Raw genomic sequence first — 22598 nt, 5'->3', positions numbered from 1 at the left:
CGCAAATTTACAGCACGTTCATAAAATTAAATTAAACAATTTCTTGACAAAAAAACAAGGTAAGCGTATAATAATATTATGTGTGCGAATAGTAAAAACGTGCATAAATCATGATTTTTAAGGAGTGTGTACAAATGGACGACGCCAGTCAGAATACGATCGCCCCTCGATTGCAGAGCGGCTCGCCCGTTTGTGGCAGCCTTTTTGTGATCTAAATATCAATTTTAATTGAATAGGACGATCTGTGTTTTGGTAGATCCTTATATTTGTACAGAGTTGGTATAAGTACAATTATTTGTACTGTTGTGCTTATTGCCGCTGCTGTTAGGGGGAAACATTATGTTTAACACAGTATTGGAGCTGTTAAAGAAAAGAAACTACAAGGCTATCCGTGAAATATTTATGGATATGAACGAAGCCGACGTGGCTGCTCTTTTGCAGCAGTTTTATGACGATCACGAGGTCGAGAAATACGAGCTTCCGCTGCTGTTCCGTCTTTTGAACAAGGACGTTGCGGCTGACGTTTTCGCTTATATGGACAGCGATACACAAATGATGCTTATCAATGCCTTTACGGATAGGGAGCTTCAGGAGATCGTTGACGACCTTTATCTTGATGATACGGTAGATATTATCGAGGAAATGCCTGCAAATGTTGTTGCAAGGATAATCAAGTCTGCTGACACAGAAACGAGAAAGCAGATAAATCAGATACTCAAATATCCTAAAGACAGCGCAGGCTCTATTATGACCACCGAGTACGTTTATCTTCACAGAAGCTACACCGCCAAGGAAGCTTTGGATTGGATAAGACACGTTGGTATGGTCAAGGAAACTGTAAATACACTTTATGTCACAGAGAGCAGAAAGCTCGTGGGCGTGCTTTCACTGCTTGATATCGTAACTGCTGATGATAACGATAAAATAGAGGACATAATGGAGGACAACGTTATTTCCGTTGATACTCTTGAGGATAAAGAGTATGTTGCTTCCATGTTCTCAAAATATGACTTCATTTCCCTGCCTGTTGTTGACAGAGAAAACCGCATGGTCGGTATCGTCACATTCGACGACGCTATGGACGTTATCGAGGAGGAGACCACTGAGGACTTCTCGAAAATGGCTGCCGTTGCGCCAAGTGACGATTCCTATTTCAAGACATCTGTTTTCACTCATGCGAAAAACAGAATAGCATGGCTTTTGATACTTATGCTGTCGGCTACCCTTACAGGCGCTATAGTAAACAAATACCAGTCTGCTTTTGCGGCTGTGCCTGTTTTGGTATCGTTCCTGTCAATGCTTAGTGGCACAGGCGGAAACTGCGGCTCTCAGACCTCGACCCTTGTTATAAGAGGCATGGCGCTTGGTGAGATAAGAATGAAAGACTTTTTCAAGGTCATGTGGAAAGAGTTCAGAGTCGCGCTTCTTTGCAGCGTTATCCTCGCTATAGTCAATGCTATAAGAATAGTTCTGGTGTATCACGGTGACACATCTGTGGATTGCTACAAGCTTGCGTTCACAGTAAGTATGGCTATCATGGCAACTGTTGTGCTTTCAAAGCTCATCGCCTGTATGCTCCCAATGGCTGCCAAGAAGCTGCATCTTGACCCTGCTATCATGGCTGCCCCGCTTATCACCACTATCGTTGACACTTGCTCAACACTGATATTCTTCACATTGGCTACTATCGTATTTGATATAAAATAGAAAAAAATATGGCGGTTATCTCCTTTCAGGCTATCTTCTGTAAAGGTGCGGCCGCCCGTTTTATGGATAAAAATAAATTGGATTTTGATTTGAAAGGAAATAGTTATGGCTCAGAATTATGACGTAGTTGTTGTCGGTGCAGGTGCAGCCGGCGTATTCATGGCATACGAATTTGTCAAGCTTGACAAAAACATAAGAGTTTGCATTATTGATCAGGGCGGACCTGTCAGCAAGCGTAAGTGTCCTATAGATGGCAAAAAAGTTAAGTCCTGCATTCACTGCAAGGTATGCTCCATTATGCACGGCTTCGGCGGTGCAGGCGGAATGTCGGACGGCAAATATAACATCACAAACAATTTCGGCGGTGACCTTTACACATTTACCGGCAAGGAAAAGGCTATCGAGCTTATGCAGTATGTTGACAAGATAAACCTTGAAATGGGCGGTCAGGACGCTAAGCTTTACTCCACAACTTCTTCCGACATCAAGGCAATGGCTCTGAAATATGACCTCCACCTCCTTGACGCTCAGGTAAGACACCTTGGCACTGACAGAAATATGCAGATACTCCAGAACATCTATGACTTTGTCAAGGACAAGATAGACATAAAATTTTATGAAAGTGTTCAGGGTATAACAGGCAAGGAGAACGACTTCACTGTTATCACAGACAAGGACGAGTATCACTGCTCAAACGCTGTTGTTGCGGCAGGCAGAAGCGGTTCAAAATGGATATCTGAGATATGCGACAACTTTGGTATCAAAAGGCGTTCAAACAGAGTTGATATCGGCGTTCGTGTTGAGATACCTGCGGCTGTTTTTGAGCATATCACAAGCAAGGTATACGAAAGCAAGATAGTTTACCGCACAAAGAAATACGGCGACCTTGTAAGAACATTCTGCATGAACCCATATGGTGAAGTAGTTACCGAGAATACAAACGGCATCATCACAGTAAACGGACACAGCTATGCTGACCCTGCGCTGAGAACTGAGAACACAAACTTCGCTCTGCTGGTATCCAACACATTCTCTGAGCCTTTCAAGGACTCAAACGCATACGGTGAGTCTATCGCAAGGCTGTCTAATATGCTTGGCGGCGGAGTGCTTGTTCAGCGTTTCGGTGATCTGGTTGCAGGCAGACGTACAAATGAACACCGCTTTGGTCAGACGTTCCTGAACCCTACTCTCAAAGCTACTCCGGGCGACCTGAGCCTTGTTATCCCAAAGCGACAGCTTGACGATATTATCGAAATGATATACGCTCTGGATAAGATAGCTCCGGGTATGGCGAATATCGACACGCTTCTTTACGGCGTTGAGGTCAAGTTCTACAATTCAAGAGTTGACGTTGACGAGAACCTTGAAACTGCTGTCAAAGGTCTTTACGTCCTTGGCGACGGCTCAGGCGTTACGCACTCTCTGTCGCAGGCTTCTGCATCAGGAGTATTTGCCGCAAGGACTATTTCAGAAAAATTCAACTGATTTCATATATCACAAAAGCCGCACTGCCAAAAAGCAATGCGGCTTTATTTTTATGCCTTACCCTTCAAGAAGCTTTATATATCCCTTAATGATATCAACGCACTTGTCATAGCTCATGTCGCTGGTATCAAGACACAGATTGTAGTTTTTCGCATTTGTCCAATCCCTGCCTGTGTAATGACGATAATAATCGCTTCTCTCCTTGTCTGTCTTTTCGATTATCTTGACAGCCTCTTTTTCAGAAACACCATACAGATCGACGATATTCTTGACCGCAGTTTCCATATCAGAATATATGAAAACCTTAAGCACGTCTTTTCTGTCACGGAGGATATAGTCAGCACATCTGCCAACTATTACCGCAGGCTCTCTGTCTGCAAGCTGCTTTATTATCTTCGCCTGATAATTGAAAAGATTTCTGTCAGAAGTAAAGTCGTGATCATCAGGGTCAAGAAGCTCACCCTTGTAAACTCCGCCCTTTCTAAGAAAAGAACCTTTCAGTTTTTCATCAACAAGCCCGAAAAAGCGTTCATTTATACCGCTTTCGTCGCTTGCAAGCTTTATAAGCTCCTTATCATAATATTTTATACCCATATCCTCTGACAGCATTTTTCCTACAGTTCTTCCGCCACTGCCGATGCCCCTTGCAATGGTTATGATCCTTGCCATAAAGCTCAACTCCTATTCACCTAAATATGCTTTCTTGACCGACTCATCATTGATAAGATCAGACGCCTTGCCTGACAGAACTATCTTACCCGTTTCAAGAACATAAGCTCTGTCTGAGATAGCAAGGGCTTTCTTTGCGTTCTGCTCAACAAGCAGTACAGTTGTGCCGCTCTTTCTTATGTCCTCGATTATCTTAAATATGGTTGACACAAGGATCGGTGACAGACCCATTGACGGCTCGTCCATTACAACTATCTTAGGTCTTGACATAAGCGCCCTGCCCATTGCCAGCATCTGCTGCTCACCGCCTGAAAGAGTACCTGCTATCTGATTTTTTCTTTCTGCAAGTCTAGGGAAACGCTCGTATATATCCTGAATATCCTTCGGTATATTCTCCTTGTCTTTTCTTGTAAATGCTCCAAGCTTAAGGTTATCAAGCACTGTGAGGTTTTGGAATATTCTTCTTCCCTCAGGAACGTGTGCTATACCCATCTCCACTATCTTGTGGGCAGGAGTTTTTGTAAGCTCCACGCCGTTAAATTTGATAGAACCCGATTTTGCAGAGATAAGACCTGTAAGGGTGTGCAGAGTGGTGGTCTTTCCTGCTCCGTTTGCGCCGATAAGGGAAATGACCTCGCCCTCGTTTACCTCAAAGGAGATACCTTTCAAAGCGGCTATCATGCCATAATTGACGTGCAGATCATTGATTTCCAACATTGCCATTTTACTTACCCCCTTATTCGCCCAGATATGCGGTAATAACTTCAGGATTTTTAAGCACTTCCGCTGTCTTGCCCTCGCAGAGGAGCTGACCGAAGTTCAGCACTGACAGCTTTTCGCAGATACCTGAAACAAGGCTCATATCATGCTCGATAAGCAGCACCGTCATATCAAAATTATCTCTTACAAAGCGGATAGTATCCATAAGCTCCGCTGTTTCGTTTGGATTCATACCCGCAGCAGGCTCGTCAAGAAGCAGCAGCTTCGGCTGTGTTGCAAGGGCTCTTGCGATCTCAAGCTTTCTCTGATCGCCATACGGAAGTCCGGAAGCAAGCAGACTCGCCTTATCGTCAAGCTCGAAAACCTTCAGAAGCTCCAGCGCCTTTGCGTCCATTGCCTTTTCAAGCTTGAAATATCTAGGCAGTCTGAAAACGCCTGTAAAGGTGCTGTATTTATAATGATTGTGAAGTGCGACCTTGACGTTGTCAAGCACCGTCATATCCTTAAAAAGTCTGATGTTCTGGAATGTACGGGCAATGCCTGCACGGTTTATTTCGATAGTGTTTTTGCCGGTAATGTTCTTTCCGTCAAGAACGATTGTGCCGTCTGTTGGCTTATAAACGCCTGTGAGCATATTGAAGATAGTGGTCTTTCCTGCTCCGTTCGGCCCAATAAGACCATAGAGCTGACCTTTTTCTATTGTTATGCTGAACTCGTCAACTGCACGGAGTCCGCCGAATGAGATGCCGAGATTTTTTACTTCAAGAAGTGCCATATCACTCAGCCTCCTTTACTTTTTCACGCTTGAACAAAGCCTTGAACTTAGCAGTATTTGCACTGATAAAAGTCTTTGTCTTTTCATTTGAGGTTATTATCATCATTACGATAAGAACGATAGAATAGATAAGCATTCTGTAGCTGTTTATGCTTCTTAGCATTTCTGGAAGCAGAACAAGCACGATAGCTGCGATAACACTTCCTCTGATACTGCCTATACCGCCCAGAACAACGAATACCAAGATAAGGATAGACAGGTTATAGTCGAACTTAGAAGCCTGGAGCGTATAGAAGTTATGAGAATAAAGCGCACCTGCACAGCCTGCAAGGAATGCAGTCAATGCAAAAGTAACAAGCTTATACTTTGTGATATTAAGACCTACAGACTCGGCTGCGATAACATTATCTCTGATAGCCATTACTGCTCTTCCCGTTCTTGAATATACAAAGTTATAGGCAATGATAAGAGTGATAAGCAACATAACAGCGCCGATAATGAATGTAGAATCGTTAGGTGTGCCGCTTATACCCTGAGGGCCGTTCAGTATAAGCTTTCCGTCAGGCTCAAGGTTAAGGTTTGACAGACTTTTGAGAGAAACGTGAACACCCTTAGAATCATAACCAAGGTAAAGTGCTGCAAAAACGTTCTTTATGATCTCACCGAACGCAAGTGTAACGATAGCGAGATAGTCACCTTTAAGTCTGAGAACAGGTATTCCTATAAGTATGCCGAACACTGCGGCAATTATTCCGCCTATAAGTATAGCCAAAGGAAATCTGATCCACACATTTTCAATAGTTTCAGAAGTAACGATAGAGAATATCGCACTTGTATATGCGCCAACGCACATAAAGCCTGCCTGACCCAAGCTAAGCTCGCCAAGTATACCAACTGTCAGGTTAAGGGATACTGCAAGTATAGAGTATACACACAGAGGAACAAGAAGTCCTGTGAGCATACTTGAGATATATCCGCCGCTGCTGAGTATCTGCATTACCACAAAGGCAACTATTACCATTGCGTATGTGATAAAGCTTTTTCTGGTCTGCGGCTTAAAAAACTTTGTTTTTGCGCTAGCCCCTTCTTTTTTCACAAAAAACCAATCCTTTCAGATAAAACAGAACTGCAAAGCAAGTCTGCTCGAAAATTTTAAGTTGACTTTTATACCTTTTCGCTGATCTTCTTGCCGAGGATACCTGTAGGCTTGATGATAAGCACAAGTATAAGAACAGCAAAAACGATAGCGTCGGCAAGCTGCGGTGAGATATAGGCACGTCCAAGTATCTCGATAACACCGATAAGGATACCGCCGATCATAGCGCCCGGTATTGAGCCGATACCGCCAAATACCGCCGCAACGAACGCTTTGATACCAGGCATTGCGCCTGTGGTGTTCTGAAGCGTAGGATAAGCTGAGCAAAGCAGTGCGCCTGCAATTGCGGCAAGACCTGAGCCGATAGCGAATGTAAGAGAGATAGTGCGGTTGATGTTTACGCCCATGAGCTGAGCTGCACCTCTGTCCTCAGATACTGCAAGCATTGCACGTCCGCTCTTGGTTTTGTTGATGAATAATGAAAGACCAACTACAATGAGTATAGATACGATTATTGCAACTGATGTTTCTCCGGAAATAACTATCTGTCCGTCAAAAAGCTTGATGCTCGGCACGTTTACAACTGATGTAAAGTTTACAGGCTTTTCACCGAATATAAGCAGTGCGGTGTTCTGCAAAAAGTAGCTGACGCCTATGGCAGTGATAAGCACCGCAAGCGAGGTAGCTTGTCTGAGCGGCTTATACGCCACCTTTTCGATGACTATACCGAGAAGTGTGCAGGCAATAACTGCAAGAACTATGGAAAGCCAAGAGTTTAGTCCCCATGTGGTCATGCAGGTGAATATAACATATCCGCCTACCATAATAACATCGCCGTGTGCGAAGTTAAGCATTTTGGCAATACCGTATACAAGCGTATAGCCCAAAGCTATAACTGCGTATATACTGCCGAGGCTTATTCCGTTGATGAGGTTATTAAGAAAACCCATATACAAACATTCCTTCCTTTTGGAATAGACAAAACACAAGATGTAATCACATATATTACATCTGTCCTTGTCATAAACACAATATACAATAAATTATAACATAACCCCGTAGTTTTTGCAACACATTTTAATGAAATAAATCAAAAAAACCGACAATTTTTCGCAATTGCCGGTTTTTTCATATTAAGCGTACTTTTTGTACGCACTTCATTTCAGCTATTACTGAGCAGTAGAAGCGGCAATGTCATCAGCTGTCAGTGCTGAATAAGCACCATTCTTGATGATAACAGCCTTAGGGTCCTTAGATACGGCACCGTCTTCGCCCCACTTCATGCCTGTACCTGTAAGTCCGTCATATGAGAAGTCCTTATCAGTGATAGCCTTTTTGAGCTTATCGCAGATATCAGAAGCAGACATATCAGCTGTAATGCCTTCCTTCTTCATGAGTTCTGCAAGTACCATTACGCCGTCATAAGCGTCTGCAGCGAACTGGTTAGGTGTTTCGCCCTTGTAAGCGTCCTTATACTTCTTAACGAAGTCCTGAGTTGCCTGATCCTGAGCGTCGGCAGCAAATGGTGTAAGGAGCATTACGCCCTCGCAAAGTGAAGTATCAAAGTTCTTGATAGAAAGAAGTCCGTCAAGACCGTCGCAACCGAAGAATGTTGGGTTGTAGTTAGCTGACTTGCACTGTGTAAGGATAAGTGAAGCCTGCTGATAGTAGATAGGCAGGAACACGAGGTCTGCGCCTGCGTTCTTAGCTGCACTGATCTGAGCTGAGAAGTCAGTCTTGCTGTCCTTTGTGAATGACTGCTCTGTAACGATATCAAGACCCTTAGCCTCAGCCTCGGATTTGAATGTGTTGAAGATACCTGATGAATAAGCGTCAGAGCTGTCATAAATTACTGCTATCTTTGTAGCAAGCTTATTTTCTGCGATATAGTCGGCAGAACCTTTACCCTGGTTAGGGTCAGTAAAGCAAACCTGGAAACAGTTATCGTTCTTGATAACGTCCTGAGCAGATGCAGAAGGTGTGAGCTGGAAGATGTTATCCTGCTTTGTCTTTTCAATAACTGCGAGGCAAGAACCTGTTGTTACTGTTCCGACCATTACCTGCATACCATTGTCTTTCAGTGCGTTATAAGCATTTACAGCCTTATCGCCTGAGTCAGCCTCATCGTCCTCGAAAACGTATGAGAGCTTTGTTCCGTTTATTCCGCCTGCGTCATTTACGTCCTTGACAGCAAGCTCGATAGCATTCTTAACAGCAACGCCGTACTGTGCAGCGTCACCTGTGAGCGGACCGCTGCAGCCGATAACGATAGTATCGCTGTTCTTCTTTGCACCGTTTCCGCAACCTGCAAAGCAAGAAACTGCAAGGGCAGCCGAAACTGTTAATGCAAGAATTCTCTTGACATTTTTCATAATAATCTCTCCTCTGATCACATATGTCACTGCATATGCTTTTTTTAATAGTATTAATATAACACGCAGAAGCCCGATTTGTCAATATTAAATCTTACAAATTTAGCGTTATTTACAGTATGTTTATTGTTACAAAAAATATTAGCGTTCACAGAAAATTAATTTCGTGTATTTTCAATGAACGATTTGCAAGTTTTTTGATAATATCCTGCATACATACACCACTGACTTATAAGCTGCATATGATAAAACAGCCACACGAAACCTGTGGTATATGAGATTCAGACAACATAAGGAGTGAACTTATTTGGATATGTTTGACAGTTTGTCGTTAGGCAGGATACTTGCTGACGACACAGAGGATAACACACCTGCCTGCCCTTTTCCGAAAGGAAGATTTCCTGAGGACACGCCGCTGGCAATGGCATATGTGCCTTTTCAGATGTGGGAGAAGCCTTATGAGGCAGATGTAGGACTTTCAAGAGGAACTATCTTCCCGTCCATAGACAAACCTTTTATAGGAGAGGAGGCTGTAAAGAATGCCCATACTAAGTGAAAAGGAGAGGCTTCTTAGAAAGATACAGGCGTGCAGCTTTGCCCTTGTAGAGGCTAATCTTTACCTCGACAGCCACCCTACCTGCAGAGATGGTCTGGCATATTTTGCACGCCACAAGGCAGAAAAAGAGAAGCTTATTGCTCAATACAATGAGAAATACGGACCATTGACGATCACGCAGAACAATTCGTCCAAGAAATGGGAATGGGTAACATCACCTTTTCCGTGGGAAAGGAGTGTTGACTAATGTGGCAATATGAAAAAAAGCTGCAATACCCCGTTAAGATCGCTAACCCTAATCCTGCTTTGGCTAAGGTCATTATCTCGCAGCTTGGTGGCCCTGACGGCGAACTTGGTGCAGCGCTTCGCTATCTCAATCAGCGTTACTCAGCCCCCTGTCGTGAAGTGCAGGCAATACTCAACGATATCGGCACAGAAGAGCTTGCCCACATCGAAATGATCGGCACTATTATCTATCAGCTGACCCGTGACCTCTCCCTCAAGGAGATAAAAGACAGTGGCTTTGACACCTATTTTGTTGACCACACTACAGGCGTTTACCCTATAGCTGCCTCTGGTGTACCATTTTCTGCGGAAATCTTCCAAAGTACCGGTGACGCTATTGCTGATATACACGAAGACCTTGCTGCTGAGCAAAAAGCCCGCCTGACCTATGACAACATTCTCAGGCTTGCTGACGATCCCGATGTCCGTGACCCTATCAAGTTTCTTCGTGAACGTGAGATAGTCCACTACCAGCGCTTCGGCGAAGGACTAAGACTTATTCAGGATATGCTTGACAGCAAAAATTTCTACGCTTTCAATCCTAGCTTTGACAAATAATAAAAAAAGCGGGCTGTTGTTATCAGTCCGCTTTTTTGTACATATATCAAAAATCTTCCTTGTCCATCTGCTTGCCGCTCCTGCTGACCTTTTTATTAAGTATCAGCGAAAAAGCCAGCGTTGCAGCTATGAGTGCTATCATCACAAGCACTGATTTTATTGTCAAATGCTTCAACTGTGCTCCAATATATGTCTGCACAAGCATTTCAGGCATCACTCCCATTATTGAGCCAAGAAGATATGGTCTGTAAGGCATTCGCAGTGCGCCGTGTATCATTGAAACAAGGTCGCCCGGCACAACTACCACTGCCCTTGAAATGTAGGAGGCGAACAGATTATTGTCATGCCCATAATTTACAAGCTTTCGTGCCTTAGGATATTTCATCTCAATAACACGCATGATATCGCCACCCGATATCCTTCCCACAAGATAAGGAACAGTAAAGCAAACCGATAGTCCTATTACGTTCAACAAAATGCCCACCCAGAACGGATATATTGCACCCACGCACACAAAAATAGCCGCAAGCGGGAATACCACCGACAAGGACTTCAATCCATAAAACCCCAGAATAACAAATGCGGCAAGCCACAAATTGTCCGGGCAATAACTGAGTATCTCAGAAAACTCATGGTCCTTCAGAAAAAGAGCACAGCAAATTATTATGATAATAGTTAAAGCAAAGGGTACATATCTTCCATATTTTCGCACAAACCTATCCATAACTCCTCGCTCCTCTCCGATTCTTTAGGGTATTATACCATATTTGAATGTTCAATTAATTATCAATCAATGAAAACTGTGTTACAACTTTCGCTGTCAAAACAAATTTATACTTTATCGTTCGTCAAATTGACCAACCATTCTCATTTTTGCACAATATCCCACTATCACTATAATTTTTATAAGTAGAATTATGTCGTCTTATGTCGTGAAGTGTTCTTAAACAAGTCGATTTCTGTTTTAATTTATGTATATCTGATTAATAGGTTAAATTTGTACAATATTGCTATTGACCAACGTACCAATTAATGTTATAATTAATTATAACAATTATTTGGGAGGTATTTTTATGAGATACACAGTTTACAACAAAGCAATGAAACGTCCAGTTTTTCAAACAAATGACCTTGTAGAAGCCATTGACTATACACGCCGCCACCCAAGAAAGTCAAGACGACACTGCATATACGATGACAAACTAAAAACTTTTGATATAAAAAAAATAAGACTAGCCGCAGGAATATAAAACGCACAGGGTGTAGAACTCTGTGCGTTTTTGATGTATTTATGAATAAACAAGTCTTACAGTCACTCTGCTGTAACCGCTCCATGTGCAGGTGAACAAGGTCAGATCCCAGTCGCTGCCACCACCTTTTATGAGCGATGGCGAATCCCAGCCGCTCAGCAGTTCGCTGTTTGTGACAGTATAGTTAAATTCTCTGCCATAAACATCGGTGAAAATGACCTCATCACCTGAGCTGAGCTTATCCAGCTTATCAAAAAAGCCTGTGTAATTGTGAGCGCAGATTATAAGGTCATTGTCTACACGTCTGCCGCTGTACTGACAAGCTGCAGTATTCATTGCAGCATAGCTCCAGCCACGAGTCACAGGAAACTCCTGCCCCAGTGTCGGGAATGAAATCAAGCCTATATATGAGTTGCCGTCAAGCACGATATCCTTATCCGGGTCATCTATCTCGCTGTTCGTGGATCGACTATCGTCGAAAATGTCAAAGGGTGAACTGCTGTCGCTATCATCTGAACTGTCTGAGATCTGCGTTTTCAGGTCACTCAGCACAGACTCCATCCTTTTATTACTTTGCTTTTCATGAAAATAGTTGTAATAATTAAGGGATAATGCCGCCGCTATCAGCATTATCCCCATTATTATCAACAAAAGTCCTAGCTTTTTTTTAGTCACTATTTTTCTCCTGTTGTAAAGGCGAGCCTATGTGGTTTCGCCTTTATTTCTCTTTTCTGCTTACTCTCCAGCCTGCTGCGATAAGGATAACTCCACCGCCTATAAGTACAGGCACCGGCCAGTTGAGCGAACCAGTCTGTGGTATATTGTCAGGCGTTGAGCTTGATGAATCAGAGCCTGACGAGCTGCTGTCAGGTGTGCTTGAACTACTATCTGTATTACTCGAACTGTCTGACTTATATGTGTTCTCTATAAGAAACAGCTTGTCATTGTTTTTGGTAACAACTGTGTAGTTGACAGGAATATCTATCTCCTTAACTGACCACTCAGCTGCAGTATCGTCTTTCCAGAAATACTCCCAATTGTTGTCAGCACTAAGAGTAACAGTATCAAAAAGTTTGCCATCACGATAGATCTCCACCTTGATATTATCAGGTATGAGCTTTTTCTGACCATCAGGAACTATCCACGACTTCCTTACACCATAATCACTGTCCCCTGCCGGGATCTCTTCGTATGTGAACTTGGTGTAAACTGTTATCTGACCCTCAGCAACGATATCCTTATCTATCTCGATAAGTGACGGGGAAGGTGTAAACTTAGCTGTTGTGTTTTCAAAACTCTTGCCTGAAACAAGATACAGACCCACAGAATCAGCAGAAAGCTTTACTTCACCGTTTGCGTCCGTCTTGCCTGTTGAAACAGGTGTAATGTTATCCGTTTTTGCGTAGTTGTCGAGCGTATCAGCGACAGCCTGCATTTTTGAAGCGTCAGTAAAATCAGACATATCTATAGGATAATCGCTGAACTCACCGGTAAGGACAAAGTCAGCTTCCTTACGCTCACCGACCTTATATATACTCCACTCGGCATTACTAACAGTCGTTGTATCATTTTTGCACACTATATCCACATTGATATTATCTGCTGCAGAAGCTGAGATCGTCATGCTTCCCAAGGCTGAAACAGCCATTGCCGCTGTACACAAAACAGCCTTTGCAAGCTGAGAAAATTTAAGTTTCATCTTTGCTACTCTCCTTATCAGGTAGATTTTCAACATTATCGTCACTCTCTGGCTTATCTAGCATTGCCACAAGCTCATCATGAGAGATTTTTTTGCGTTTTGAATCCACAAACCACCACACAAGCAGTACCACAAACAATGGTATTGCTACAAAAGGCACGACCACAAGAGAATCGAGCTGAACAGCGTCTGCCGTTATTTTTGAAACACTCTTTGTATCGTCCGCAGTTTCAACTCTCTTTGCACGAACAAGAAGCCTGTGAGAATTGACTCCGTATGGTGTACAGGTAGTCAACGTAACATGATCCTCACCCGGAATAATGTTCAGCTTATCCATTTCATTAGGCAGAACTATATAAACAGCCTCGACCTCATATGTATAGACCTCTTTCAACACTGTTATAGTGAACTCATCGCCCTCCGCAAGCTTATCAAGGTCGCTGAAAAGCTTTGCTGACGGCAGACCTCTATGTGCTGAAATGACCGAATGAGTGTCCGCTCCGCCAACAGGCAGGCTCGAACCTTGCAGATGTCCCACAGCGACATTTAACACGCCGTCACTTGTGCCATGATAAATAGGCAGCTCCACCCTTATAGTAGGAATGGAAATATAGCCCATAACACCCGTCCCCGTGATATCTAGGATATCCTCATAGCCCTTGACCTGATCATAATCCACAAAAGGTCGGGCAAGTTTTGCTATCTCTTCATTATATTTTCTGGCACGGCTGAGTATCTCTTCATTCTCCTTGTCAGAAAGGTCATTTGCCGCTTTCTGATAAGTCGCCACCGCACGGCTTTGCGTTTTGGAGTTCCACCAATCGCTTATTGTTGGATATAACATCACGGAGAGCCCCACAAGCAATAACAAGACCAATAAAATTGTAGTTGATTTACCGCTTTTCTTCCTCATGGAGTCCTCCCTGATGCCTGCCGACCGAGATCGGCAGGACAAAGGTAAAAATAAATTCAAAAATTAGTCGTTCTTAGCTCTCTTCTTAGCAATGAGAAGCACACCTGCGCCCAGTACGATAGCTCCGCCTACACCGTAGAAGATCTGAGTACCGATACCGCCGGTTGTTGGAAGTGAGCCGCCCTTCTGGTTTATGATCTTAACTGTTGAACCGCTTGTGCCTGAATCAGTGCCGTCGAGCATACGAATGGACTGAAGCGTATTAGCAGGATCATATGTTGTGTCAAACTTGAACTCATATGGATCAGCTCTGTTATACTGAGCAGGAGCTTCTATCTCAACAAGCTTGTAAGTTGTCTGATCATCAATGCCCTTGATAGTGAACTTACCTGTTGAGTCTGTCCAGATAGTATCTACAGAGCCTGCCTCATCGCCAATCTCAAGTCTGTAAACATTGTCTTCTATCTTGACAAGTCTGATAGCATCGCCATGAACATTTCTAAGCTGGAACTTAGCACCTGCAAGAGGCTCGCCCTTTTCGTCTACCTTATTACCAACAAGTGAGAATGTCCAGTCATAAACCGTAACCTTAGGTGTTTCACCTTTCTCCTTACCTGTTGTGTCCTGAGGATTGTTTGAATATGTCAGATAAGCTGTGTTAGGGTTATTGTTCACGCTGTCAGGAGCAGTAACTGCTACCTTAGCTTTTTCATTGAGCTTAGCAGAATAATAAGTTTCGATCTTAGCAACTGTAGGATAGTTCTTTACAAGCTCCTTGATATCGAAAGTAACATAGAAAGACTCCTTATAGTCGGTCGTACTGCTGTCGTCGCCAACTGTTGTGTTAGGGCCTACTGTAACAGAAGTGATCTCCTGACCGTCAGCGTCATAATACTTGTATGTAAGATTATCATTGAATGTAAAGCCCTCGCTGAGCTGGTCACGAACTGTATATGTATACTTGTCATAAGCTGATACGTCGCTTGGTATAGTTGTTGTGATCTTGAACTCTACATCGTCACCAATTGCGTTGTCGCCAACATCGCCCCATGAGTCATTCTCATTATGCTTGATCTGCTTTGTAAGTGTTGGCTTTGTCCTCTTTGGAGTAACGTCTGTTGTGCCTGAAACGTTAAGGATAAGAGCTGAGTTAGCCTTATCAACACCATTATTTTCTGTTGCATCGACAACGAGATAATAGCCAGCACTTGGAACATTGATAGTGTACTCACCGTTAGCTTCATGAGCAGTTACAGACTTACTGTCGATGATGCAGCCAGAAGCGACTTTTGCAAACTTGGCAGTATCTTCCTTTGTCCAATGATCTGCATCTGAGATTATCTTTGCAACGTCTGCTGCACTCTCGGCACTGTCAAACTGTGACATATAAGTGTTAAGGTCAGAAGTTTTCAGTTTGGTAAGCAGAGCGTCGCCATTAATGCCTTTGCCCCACTTGATAGTATTTGTTGCAGATGCCTGGTCAAAGATCTGATAAGCCTTATATACTCTGTTTGTATCAGAATCCTTGATAACAATGTTATTAACGCCAGCATCAGTAGTAGCAAATACTCCGAATGCTGATGTTGCAGCAATAGCTGAAACTGACATAACGGTTGCAGCAGCAAGAGCTGCGAATTTCTTCATCTTCATAATTAATTATCCTTTCATATTTGTTTATTTACAGCGTTTTTTTGCGACGCTTTGTAACTAAAAGTAATGTTGCAGCAACAGTGACTGTTCCGCCTGCTGCCACGAATGGGATAACACCCATGCCGCCTGTTTCAGGCAGCTCTCCTAAGGTTTCCTCAGAGTTGTTATAGACCTGAACATACTGATCGCCGTTCTTTGTCATATCAATACAATTCTCATTTTCTGAGCCATTGTATCTGTAGTAAGCCTTGTATGATGACGTGCTTATCGGCTGACCGTTCACATCTATCTCCTCAAACCAATAATAATACTTGTTTCCTTTGACATTATTTTCTTCAAGAGAAACGGCAGTTGACCAGTTGTTATCCGCCGTGAGCGTTATCTGCTTCCACAAGAATATTTCACTGCTTGGTATCGCATCTTTATTAGGAACAGGTGTAACGTTCGTCTTCTCAGGTGTGCCAAGATCCTCAGCTGTTACTGCGTATGAACAGCCACTATCGCCCTTAAGTGTAAGTTCAACAGTAATATCTGAAGTGATATTATTCAGATTTAGAACAAACTGACTCTTGTCCCAAGACGGTGTAACGTAATCACTAACGCTGACATACTTGCTATCACCGCTCCATATAGGTATAGCCTTGCCGTCCACCCAATTTTCACCTGACTTATAGATGTCAGCCAGAACAGCTCCTGAACTGTCAAGAACTCTAACACGTCCCTCAGTTTCACCGATATTTATCCATGACTTTGTCATATCAAAACTGAACCTAGCCGAGCCATACATGGTATACTCAGAGGCAAAGCTTCCGTTCTGAGCCATTTCTGCACCATTGCTTGTAAGGATCTTGAATTTAACATTCTGTCCCTTATCCATTGTGCCTGTAAACTTGTTATATTTTTCAGGCACGTCAGCCTTATTTGTTGACCTATAGATATTGAACGTTACCTTATCATTGGTATGGGTATTGCTATCGCCGTCAGACCATGCCTTTTGCAGGCGAACGTCCATATTTTCTACCTTCTGCGGGGTCTTGGTATTTACGATAGTATCAAAGCCCGTGGCACTGCCGTTATTTGAATAAGTATATGTAACGCCAAAGCCGTCAGGTATATTCTTTTCAAGAACATAGTAATACTTGTCCTTGTCAAGACCGTCAAGAGTTACCGTCCAATTCTTAGACTTTTCCAGAGAAACAGTTTTTATAAGTTTGCAATCTGTTGGTATTCCATTATCTCCATTCACTCTTGAAGTTGAATTTGGTGCAACAGAGGACTCATAAACATCTGCCTCGATCTTGTCGATACCGGCAGGAAGCTCGCTGTCAGCAAGCTTGTTTCCAAGCTCATCACGCCATTCCTTCGTAATGTTAAGTCCCTTGACGTTCGTAACTGTAACATCAGTGTTTTTGCTCATTGCCGTTGCACTGTATACAGCCTCATATCCTGTTGCAAGGTCGATCTCTTTGATATAGTAGTAAAGCTGCTTGTAATCATTGCCGACCTTCGTATATCCAGGAAGCTTTGACCACTCATGTTTCCAATTATTAGCTTCGTTAAGAGTTACCTCATCACTGCCCCACTGAATATCATCTGGAACACCGCTTAAAACCTTAGTTGTAGACGAGCCAAGAAGGAACTTTACGCTCTCTGCCGAATGATTGCCGTTTCCATCGCTCCAAACCTTGCTTGCAGTTATCTTAAATTCTTTCAGCAGATTTGTTACTCTGAACATATCTCCGTTCTTCACGAACTGATATCCGTCCTCACCGACTTCACTTGGAACTACAGCCGGACGCACTTTAAAAGCAAAATATATAGGAGTTTCGTCAAGAAGATAACCCTCCGGACTTTGCTTTTCTATAAGCTTATAAAGATGACCCTCAGTATTTCCGGTGCCTGCGACAGGTTCAAGGTCAAGATTGTATGAACCGTCAGCATTTACATTAAATGTCTGCGCCTTATCCTGTGCCGAATTTCCCCAAATAACTGATCTTCTGTCTTTCGCAGCATTTTCTTTGAAATCTACTGCCGGGAGCCAATCGTATGTGCCATTTTCCAGCTTAGTATATCTGTAGATCTCAAAAGAAGCTTTGAGCATAATACTATAGTCTCCGCTGTCTACCTTCATAAGCTTAAATGGCTCAACAGTTGTTGATGATGCCTTTGACTGATTTATCAGCTCAAACTCAGAATCATTATCTTCACTGTCATTTACAGCTGAACCGTTTGTGTCAAATGAGATATTATTGAACACATGAACTTTATAGCCATCGTTCTCAGCGTCCTCATCATTTGCAGGACTGCCTGTATAAATGTATACTAATTTCAGGTGACGCTGATCCGGAACGTTTATTTCAAGTTTCTTTACAAAATCTCGTGTCTTCGCTGTCAGTGCGGAACACTTTACAGCCGAAAGCATTTTTTCATTGCTGACTTCAGTGTTTGAAAAGCCGCTGCTATCCCTGTATTCATATTCGACTCTGAAAACACCGCCCGCCTTCTCAGAAGAAACCTCTTCCACAGGAACGGATATGCTTTTGCCAAAATCTGACCACTCGCCGCTCTTATCGGCAAATGCCTTTACTTCCTTGAAGCTGTTGCCGTCCATATAGCCATAAGCCACATAGTAACTCTTTATATTTCCGTTTTCGTAGCCCTCAGGCAAAGTCAGATCAATAGTACCCTTAGCGCCAACAATACTTTCACTTGGAATAAAGTTAGCGACAAACTTGCCCTTTTCGTTGGTAATAACGTCTGCACTGCAAGAAACTGTGCTGTCAACTACCTCCGGATCTGATATCACATAACTGTAATCACTCACAGCAAGCTCTGCACCCGTATCTGCGTCAAATACCTTGATAGACTTCAGATCCATATCAACAGCGGAATTGCCATTTATGCTTACCGTTTTTGTCTGAATGTTACCCTGAGCGTCCTTTGTCTTAACTACAGCCGTGCCTCCGCACTTGATAACATCGTTGAGAGTTATCATTCCGCTTGTAGAACATTTGAGCTTTTTAGGGTTAACATCAATGGTATAAGTTATCTCACAGCCGGTGGACTTCGGAGAAGAAGTTTTCTTCAAGTTCTTTTCCTTAACTGTCTGCGTCTGGCTTCTCTCTGGATATTTTCCAGCTTTATCCTGAACCGTGTTTTTGAACGCTGCAGTACCATTCTTGTAAATGCCGTTCTTAACATCTTCGACCTTTATAAGTGTACTGTAGTAAGCAGTCCAAGCGTCCTGCTGATTCCATACAGTCTTGAAAGTTACTGTATTGGCTGTCTTATCATAGAAATATTCAAACTGACTTGTTTGTGCAAAATCATACTTATCAGAACTATTTCCAAATGAATACCTGAGATAATCCTTGTTCTCGTAGAATATCATTCCCGCCGGAAGCGTGTCCACGATCTCGACATTATCGTTACGCTTATAAGTGCCGTCCTTGTTGATATCAAGCCGCCAATCAAACCTGTAATACTCAACGCCATTTACAGTAACAACAGGCAGGCTGTTAAGATCATGCACTGTGTCGCCTGCTGTACTGCTTGCAGCGTCATACTTTTCATAAGGCGCTTTGGAGCTGTCACCTATAGTAAACCTAGTCTTATCTGCACTAGGTCCGAAAGTTTCGCCCTTATAAGCAGCCTTATTATTTACATCTATAATAGTACCTGCATCAAGACCTGTTACATCTACGGTACTGCTATACTGTATCTGCACAAGGTTTATATTGTCAAATTCTTCACTATCATTGAACTTTATCTCAAACGAAGTGTTGTCGGCATTAGGTACTACAGTGTAATTTGAACTGTTAAGAGTTTCATAGCTTCCTTTTCCATTTCTCTGAACATACATAATAATGGAATCAGGGTCAAGAACGCTCTTTATTGACTTGCCGTCATTTGACGCAGCGTTCATTACATCGCTTATAGTTTTGCCCCTGAAGGAACCGTTTGTCTGCTTGACCTCTACCTGCCACTTATATGTAACCTTGCTCCCGTTCTGAGAAATGTCAAGAACTGTTTTTGACTTCTCGTTTACAGGCTTATAATAAACCGTCTTGTCAGAATGGAAGCCGTCAATACCTGCAGTATTTTTCACTGAATAATATCCACTGCTGTCAGGGTCGCCAAGATCATAATCAGCGACCTTTGTTTCATAAGAAATAACTACCTCGTTATTGTCGCCTATGCTGTCAGGCAAAACAAGCTCACCGTCACTTGCAACCGTTGCATCAATAGTATCGTTTCCTATTTTAATGCTGACCTTCTGTCCTGCTTTAAGCATATTGTCAGTTATTGTCTTACCTTTAAGGTTGGAATTTTTGTCATTACATTTAACAGTTACTTCCCATTTAATTATACCTAATGTGTTATTATCTATCCAGCCACTTTTTGATATCTGATACTTATTATAAACAGTTTCACTTGATGTGATATCAGACCATGGATTGCTTTTATCAGGTCTTTGCATTTTAACTGTATTTGTAGTTTCCGCCTTGTCAGGATCAATAGCTGTCACATACTCGATAGTAATTTTTGACGTTGTTGTTTTATCGTCAAACGTAAGCGTGTTTCCGTCAAGTGTGTACTTTACATCTGAGCCATCGTCAGCTTTGAGTGTAAAGCTTCCCGGCTTTGCATCAGGAAATGCTTCATCATAAAGGTGATAGCCCTTGAGGTCTGCACCGCTAGGGTTGCTTACAACAATTTCCCACGTGACTTCATTATTGTCGTAGTCAACATTTTTGCCAGTTTTTGAGATCTTATCCTTCTTTGATTGGGAATAAATAGTTTTATCTGCTTTTACTCCATTTCCGTCTTTGTCATATGTAGTGGATTTGTTTTCCACCTTACCTGACATAACGAAATTCGGGTCGCTTGTAGGATATGGGGTAGTGTAGCTTATGATAACATTTTCTTCACTGAATCCATCGCTGAAAACAAACTTTCCGCTTGAAGCGTCATAGCTTCCCGCACCCTCAGGTGAAACAACAAAACTGCCGTCTACAGCGTCCTTAAAAAGCTTGTCCTCGATCCTGTCAAGAGGCTTCTTTGCAGGATTGTTCACTGTGATAGTCCACTTAACTCCGTCTGCAGTTTCGCTTGCGTCCTTTACGGCAGACATAGTGAGCGGAGTGAAACCGCCTATTTCAACCGTCTGACCGCCTATCTCAACAGTGGTCTTATCGCCTGTATCTGTATCCTTACGCTTTACATTACCCTCAAAGCTTGCCTTACCGCTTATAGCGTCCTTCTCATTTTTCTGTTTATATCGCTCGTCAAACTCAATAAAAAGATACTTCTTTCCATCTATCTCGTCGACTCTGTACTTACCTGAAATTCCATGTCCTTCATCGAAGTGAGTATCCTCGACATCGCCCCAGGTTCCGTCTGACGGTATACCGCCCTCGGGCAGGCTAACATTATCATCGATAGGGAAATAAATATACCTATTGGTCATTTCGCCCTTATCAAAATCAAATTCCACATTGAATTCGATCTTTTTAGATTGGTCTTTTCCTGAACCGACCGCATCATAGGATTTTATCGTGACACTATTCGCATCCTTATAAGAATAGCTTCCGCCGTTATAAGAAACATTTCCCCCTGCCACAGAAGTACCCTCAGTGGCACTTATTGCAGGCATAACAAGACTTGCCAGCACTGACACTGTCATAACAACAGACAGCACCACACCGAACAAACGGCTGCGTTTTTTCCTTTCATTTTCTTTTAGATATTGCCGAACTTTACCGTTAAAATTCTGCAAAACGGATCACTCCCTCCGAAATTATACACTATTTATAATAAACGCTAGTCCACTGTGCCTATCCTTTTAAAAGGATATATCCTCAGTGAGACCTTTCCAAGCACTGCTTCCTCAGCAATACAGCCTATCCTCTTTGTACGGCTGTCAACAGACGTAGATCTGTGGTCGCCCATAACGAATATTCTCTCGTCAGGCACCTGATAAGGCAGCTCGATATCACATTCTCCCAGAGCTTTGCCGTCAACATACGGCTCATTCAAGGTTTTTCCGTTGACGATAACAGTACCGTCCTCCTTGATATCCACCACATCTCCTGCTGTAGCGATAACACGCTTCAACAGTATCTTATTATTATAATAAAACGCAACTATATCGCCCTTCTGAAAGCTTCCACGCTTTCTGCACACCACCAGCTCGTCGTCATGCAAGGTCGGCGTCATACTTGTACCCGTTACTCTCAAAACAGGCAAAAATAACATTGATATGATCACTGCCGCCGCTGCCACAACAAGAAGCGACGCCACGGTGCTGCGGAGTATCCTCAGATATTCCCGCCTTTCATGATGCTTTTTTACCACCCGCTCAAGTGTCTGGACATCAGGAAGCTCAGGTTTTTTTAACACCTCGTTCTTGCTATCTGCCGCCATGATCTTCCTCCACTACCGGCTGCTCAACAATCAGCTTGTGACCTGTCAGTGCAGCTACCTGCCGCTCCAGCCTGTCAAGTCGGTCAGTGATACTTTTTTTATCTTCAAGCTTTTGAAGAAGCTTTTCATTCTCTGCGTTAAGCTTATCATATTCTTTTCGCAGATAAAGCATTAACTCAAGCAGCTCATTTTTCGACAATTTTTCAAGCGCCTTATCCTTCAAAAGCCTCACCTCCGACTCAATATGCCTATATAATTACAAGTATTATATCACTTGATTTTCCATTTGTCAATCCCACAATATATCATATTTGTATTTTATTACATATAAATATACCGATAGTTCGCACAATATTGATTTATCATTTTCACAGTGCCGGCAGTTGATAAAACGGCATATTTATTAGCCTTGAACATGAAACAATACGAAACCTGCG

Annotated in this window: 20 protein-coding genes; 6 read left to right on the top strand and 14 right to left on the bottom strand. The window is 42.8% G+C overall.

Going from position 1 to position 22598, the window contains the following annotated elements; all coding sequences use genetic code 11:
* The first annotated feature begins 339 nt into the window (after positions 1–339).
* Positions 340–1707 (top strand): magnesium transporter, encoded by a 1368-nt coding sequence (gene mgtE / locus DWW81_RS06680; RefSeq protein WP_117897043.1) that lies wholly within the window; start codon positions 340–342, stop codon positions 1705–1707.
* 105 nt (positions 1708–1812) lie between these two features.
* Positions 1813–3192 carry an NAD(P)/FAD-dependent oxidoreductase gene (locus DWW81_RS06675; RefSeq protein WP_117897044.1) on the top strand — a complete coding sequence of 460 codons (1380 nt, stop codon included), beginning with the start codon at positions 1813–1815 and terminating at the stop codon, positions 3190–3192.
* Between the two features lie 57 nt (positions 3193–3249).
* Here DWW81_RS06675 and DWW81_RS06670 read toward each other — a convergent pair whose 3' ends face one another.
* From DWW81_RS06670 to DWW81_RS06645, 6 genes are all read right to left on the bottom strand, one after another.
* Positions 3250–3861 (bottom strand): cytidylate kinase-like family protein, encoded by a 612-nt coding sequence (locus DWW81_RS06670; protein WP_117897045.1) that lies wholly within the window; start codon positions 3859–3861, stop codon positions 3250–3252.
* Positions 3862–3873: 12 nt separating this feature from the next.
* On the bottom strand, positions 3874–4584 hold the full coding sequence (locus tag DWW81_RS06665) for an ABC transporter ATP-binding protein (RefSeq protein ID WP_022286767.1): 711 nt from the start codon (positions 4582–4584) through the stop codon (positions 3874–3876).
* Between the two features lie 13 nt (positions 4585–4597).
* Complete coding sequence (locus DWW81_RS06660) at positions 4598–5356, bottom strand: ABC transporter ATP-binding protein (protein WP_041337266.1); 759 nt, start codon at positions 5354–5356, stop codon at positions 4598–4600.
* A 1-nt stretch (position 5357) separates the two neighbouring features.
* Positions 5358–6377 (bottom strand): branched-chain amino acid ABC transporter permease, encoded by a 1020-nt coding sequence (locus DWW81_RS06655; RefSeq protein ID WP_081856082.1) that lies wholly within the window; start codon positions 6375–6377, stop codon positions 5358–5360.
* A 143-nt stretch (positions 6378–6520) separates the two neighbouring features.
* A complete protein-coding gene (locus tag DWW81_RS06650; protein WP_022286764.1) occupies positions 6521–7402 on the bottom strand; it encodes a branched-chain amino acid ABC transporter permease in 882 nt (293 codons plus the stop codon).
* Between the two features lie 219 nt (positions 7403–7621).
* Positions 7622–8824 carry an ABC transporter substrate-binding protein gene (locus DWW81_RS06645; RefSeq protein WP_117897046.1) on the bottom strand — a complete coding sequence of 401 codons (1203 nt, stop codon included), beginning with the start codon at positions 8822–8824 and terminating at the stop codon, positions 7622–7624.
* Positions 8825–9137: 313 nt separating this feature from the next.
* Here DWW81_RS06645 and DWW81_RS06640 point away from each other — a divergent pair, with 313 nt between their 5' ends.
* From DWW81_RS06640 to DWW81_RS06630, 3 genes are read left to right on the top strand one after another with little or no spacing between them, the layout of a single operon-like run.
* A complete protein-coding gene (locus tag DWW81_RS06640) occupies positions 9138–9380 on the top strand; it encodes a spore coat associated protein CotJA (RefSeq protein ID WP_117897079.1) in 243 nt (80 codons plus the stop codon).
* Complete coding sequence (locus DWW81_RS06635) at positions 9364–9627, top strand: spore coat protein CotJB (RefSeq protein ID WP_041337262.1); 264 nt, start codon at positions 9364–9366, stop codon at positions 9625–9627. The genes DWW81_RS06640 and DWW81_RS06635 overlap by 17 nt, the downstream gene beginning before the upstream one ends.
* A complete protein-coding gene (locus tag DWW81_RS06630; RefSeq protein ID WP_041337261.1) occupies positions 9627–10223 on the top strand; it encodes a manganese catalase family protein in 597 nt (198 codons plus the stop codon). The genes DWW81_RS06635 and DWW81_RS06630 overlap by 1 nt, the downstream gene beginning before the upstream one ends.
* 46 nt (positions 10224–10269) lie before the next feature.
* Here the strand turns inward: DWW81_RS06630 and DWW81_RS06625 are convergent, their stop codons facing one another.
* Positions 10270–10947, bottom strand: a complete 678-nt coding sequence (locus tag DWW81_RS06625) for a VTT domain-containing protein (protein WP_117876498.1) — start codon at positions 10945–10947, stop codon at positions 10270–10272.
* Between the two features lie 349 nt (positions 10948–11296).
* On the opposite strand from DWW81_RS06625, the gene DWW81_RS13235 reads away from it, so the two are divergent.
* Positions 11297–11473, top strand: a complete 177-nt coding sequence (locus DWW81_RS13235) for a hypothetical protein (protein WP_181979829.1) — start codon at positions 11297–11299, stop codon at positions 11471–11473.
* A 39-nt stretch (positions 11474–11512) separates the two neighbouring features.
* Here DWW81_RS13235 and DWW81_RS06620 read toward each other — a convergent pair whose 3' ends face one another.
* The 7 genes from DWW81_RS06620 to DWW81_RS06590 all read right to left on the bottom strand — a co-directional run bounded on the left by DWW81_RS06620 (position 11513) and on the right by DWW81_RS06590 (position 22384).
* Complete coding sequence (locus DWW81_RS06620; protein ID WP_117897047.1) at positions 11513–12148, bottom strand: sortase; 636 nt, start codon at positions 12146–12148, stop codon at positions 11513–11515.
* A gap of 43 nt (positions 12149–12191) precedes the next feature.
* Entirely contained in the window at positions 12192–13172 is a 981-nt protein-coding gene (locus tag DWW81_RS06615) for a Cna B-type domain-containing protein (RefSeq protein WP_181982686.1), read from the bottom strand.
* Complete coding sequence (locus DWW81_RS06610; RefSeq protein ID WP_046440730.1) at positions 13162–14085, bottom strand: class C sortase; 924 nt, start codon at positions 14083–14085, stop codon at positions 13162–13164. The genes DWW81_RS06615 and DWW81_RS06610 overlap by 11 nt, the downstream gene beginning before the upstream one ends.
* 63 nt (positions 14086–14148) lie before the next feature.
* Positions 14149–15735, bottom strand: a complete 1587-nt coding sequence (locus tag DWW81_RS06605) for an isopeptide-forming domain-containing fimbrial protein (protein WP_117897049.1) — start codon at positions 15733–15735, stop codon at positions 14149–14151.
* 28 nt (positions 15736–15763) lie between these two features.
* Positions 15764–21514 carry a Cna B-type domain-containing protein gene (locus tag DWW81_RS06600; protein ID WP_147338969.1) on the bottom strand — a complete coding sequence of 1917 codons (5751 nt, stop codon included), beginning with the start codon at positions 21512–21514 and terminating at the stop codon, positions 15764–15766.
* A 44-nt stretch (positions 21515–21558) separates the two neighbouring features.
* A complete protein-coding gene (lepB, locus tag DWW81_RS06595; protein WP_022288300.1) occupies positions 21559–22161 on the bottom strand; it encodes a signal peptidase I in 603 nt (200 codons plus the stop codon).
* Positions 22148–22384 carry a hypothetical protein gene (locus DWW81_RS06590; protein WP_117897051.1) on the bottom strand — a complete coding sequence of 79 codons (237 nt, stop codon included), beginning with the start codon at positions 22382–22384 and terminating at the stop codon, positions 22148–22150. Before DWW81_RS06590 ends, lepB begins: the two co-directional genes overlap by 14 nt.
* Between the last annotated feature and the right edge of the window lie 214 nt (positions 22385–22598).

The organism is Ruminococcus sp. AF17-1AC (assembly GCF_003461385.1).
Lineage (GTDB): Bacteria > Bacillota > Clostridia > Oscillospirales > Ruminococcaceae > Hominimerdicola > Hominimerdicola aceti.
This window is presented reverse-complemented; position numbering and strand designations above follow the sequence as displayed.

Bases quoted from the DNA above. Each gene is read 5' to 3' on its own strand.
- mgtE (WP_117897043.1), top strand. From the start codon at position 340: ATGTTTAACACAGTATTGGAGCTGTTAAAGAAAAGAAACTACAAGGCT.
- DWW81_RS06610 (WP_046440730.1), bottom strand. From the start codon at position 14,085: ATGAGGAAGAAAAGCGGTAAATCAACTACAATTTTATTGGTCTTGTTA.
- DWW81_RS13235 (WP_181979829.1), top strand. From the start codon at position 11,297: ATGAGATACACAGTTTACAACAAAGCAATGAAACGTCCAGTTTTTCAA.
- DWW81_RS06650 (WP_022286764.1), bottom strand. From the start codon at position 7,402: ATGGGTTTTCTTAATAACCTCATCAACGGAATAAGCCTCGGCAGTATA.
- DWW81_RS06675 (WP_117897044.1), top strand. From the start codon at position 1,813: ATGGCTCAGAATTATGACGTAGTTGTTGTCGGTGCAGGTGCAGCCGGC.
- DWW81_RS06640 (WP_117897079.1), top strand. From the start codon at position 9,138: ATGTTTGACAGTTTGTCGTTAGGCAGGATACTTGCTGACGACACAGAG.
- DWW81_RS06635 (WP_041337262.1), top strand. From the start codon at position 9,364: ATGCCCATACTAAGTGAAAAGGAGAGGCTTCTTAGAAAGATACAGGCG.
- DWW81_RS06645 (WP_117897046.1), bottom strand. From the start codon at position 8,824: ATGAAAAATGTCAAGAGAATTCTTGCATTAACAGTTTCGGCTGCCCTT.
- DWW81_RS06655 (WP_081856082.1), bottom strand. From the start codon at position 6,377: ATGGTAATAGTTGCCTTTGTGGTAATGCAGATACTCAGCAGCGGCGGA.
- DWW81_RS06660 (WP_041337266.1), bottom strand. From the start codon at position 5,356: ATGGCACTTCTTGAAGTAAAAAATCTCGGCATCTCATTCGGCGGACTC.
- DWW81_RS06670 (WP_117897045.1), bottom strand. From the start codon at position 3,861: ATGGCAAGGATCATAACCATTGCAAGGGGCATCGGCAGTGGCGGAAGA.
- DWW81_RS06630 (WP_041337261.1), top strand. From the start codon at position 9,627: ATGTGGCAATATGAAAAAAAGCTGCAATACCCCGTTAAGATCGCTAAC.
- DWW81_RS06605 (WP_117897049.1), bottom strand. From the start codon at position 15,735: ATGAAGATGAAGAAATTCGCAGCTCTTGCTGCTGCAACCGTTATGTCA.
- DWW81_RS06625 (WP_117876498.1), bottom strand. From the start codon at position 10,947: ATGGATAGGTTTGTGCGAAAATATGGAAGATATGTACCCTTTGCTTTA.
- DWW81_RS06665 (WP_022286767.1), bottom strand. From the start codon at position 4,584: ATGGCAATGTTGGAAATCAATGATCTGCACGTCAATTATGGCATGATA.
- DWW81_RS06615 (WP_181982686.1), bottom strand. From the start codon at position 13,172: ATGAAACTTAAATTTTCTCAGCTTGCAAAGGCTGTTTTGTGTACAGCG.
- lepB (WP_022288300.1), bottom strand. From the start codon at position 22,161: ATGGCGGCAGATAGCAAGAACGAGGTGTTAAAAAAACCTGAGCTTCCT.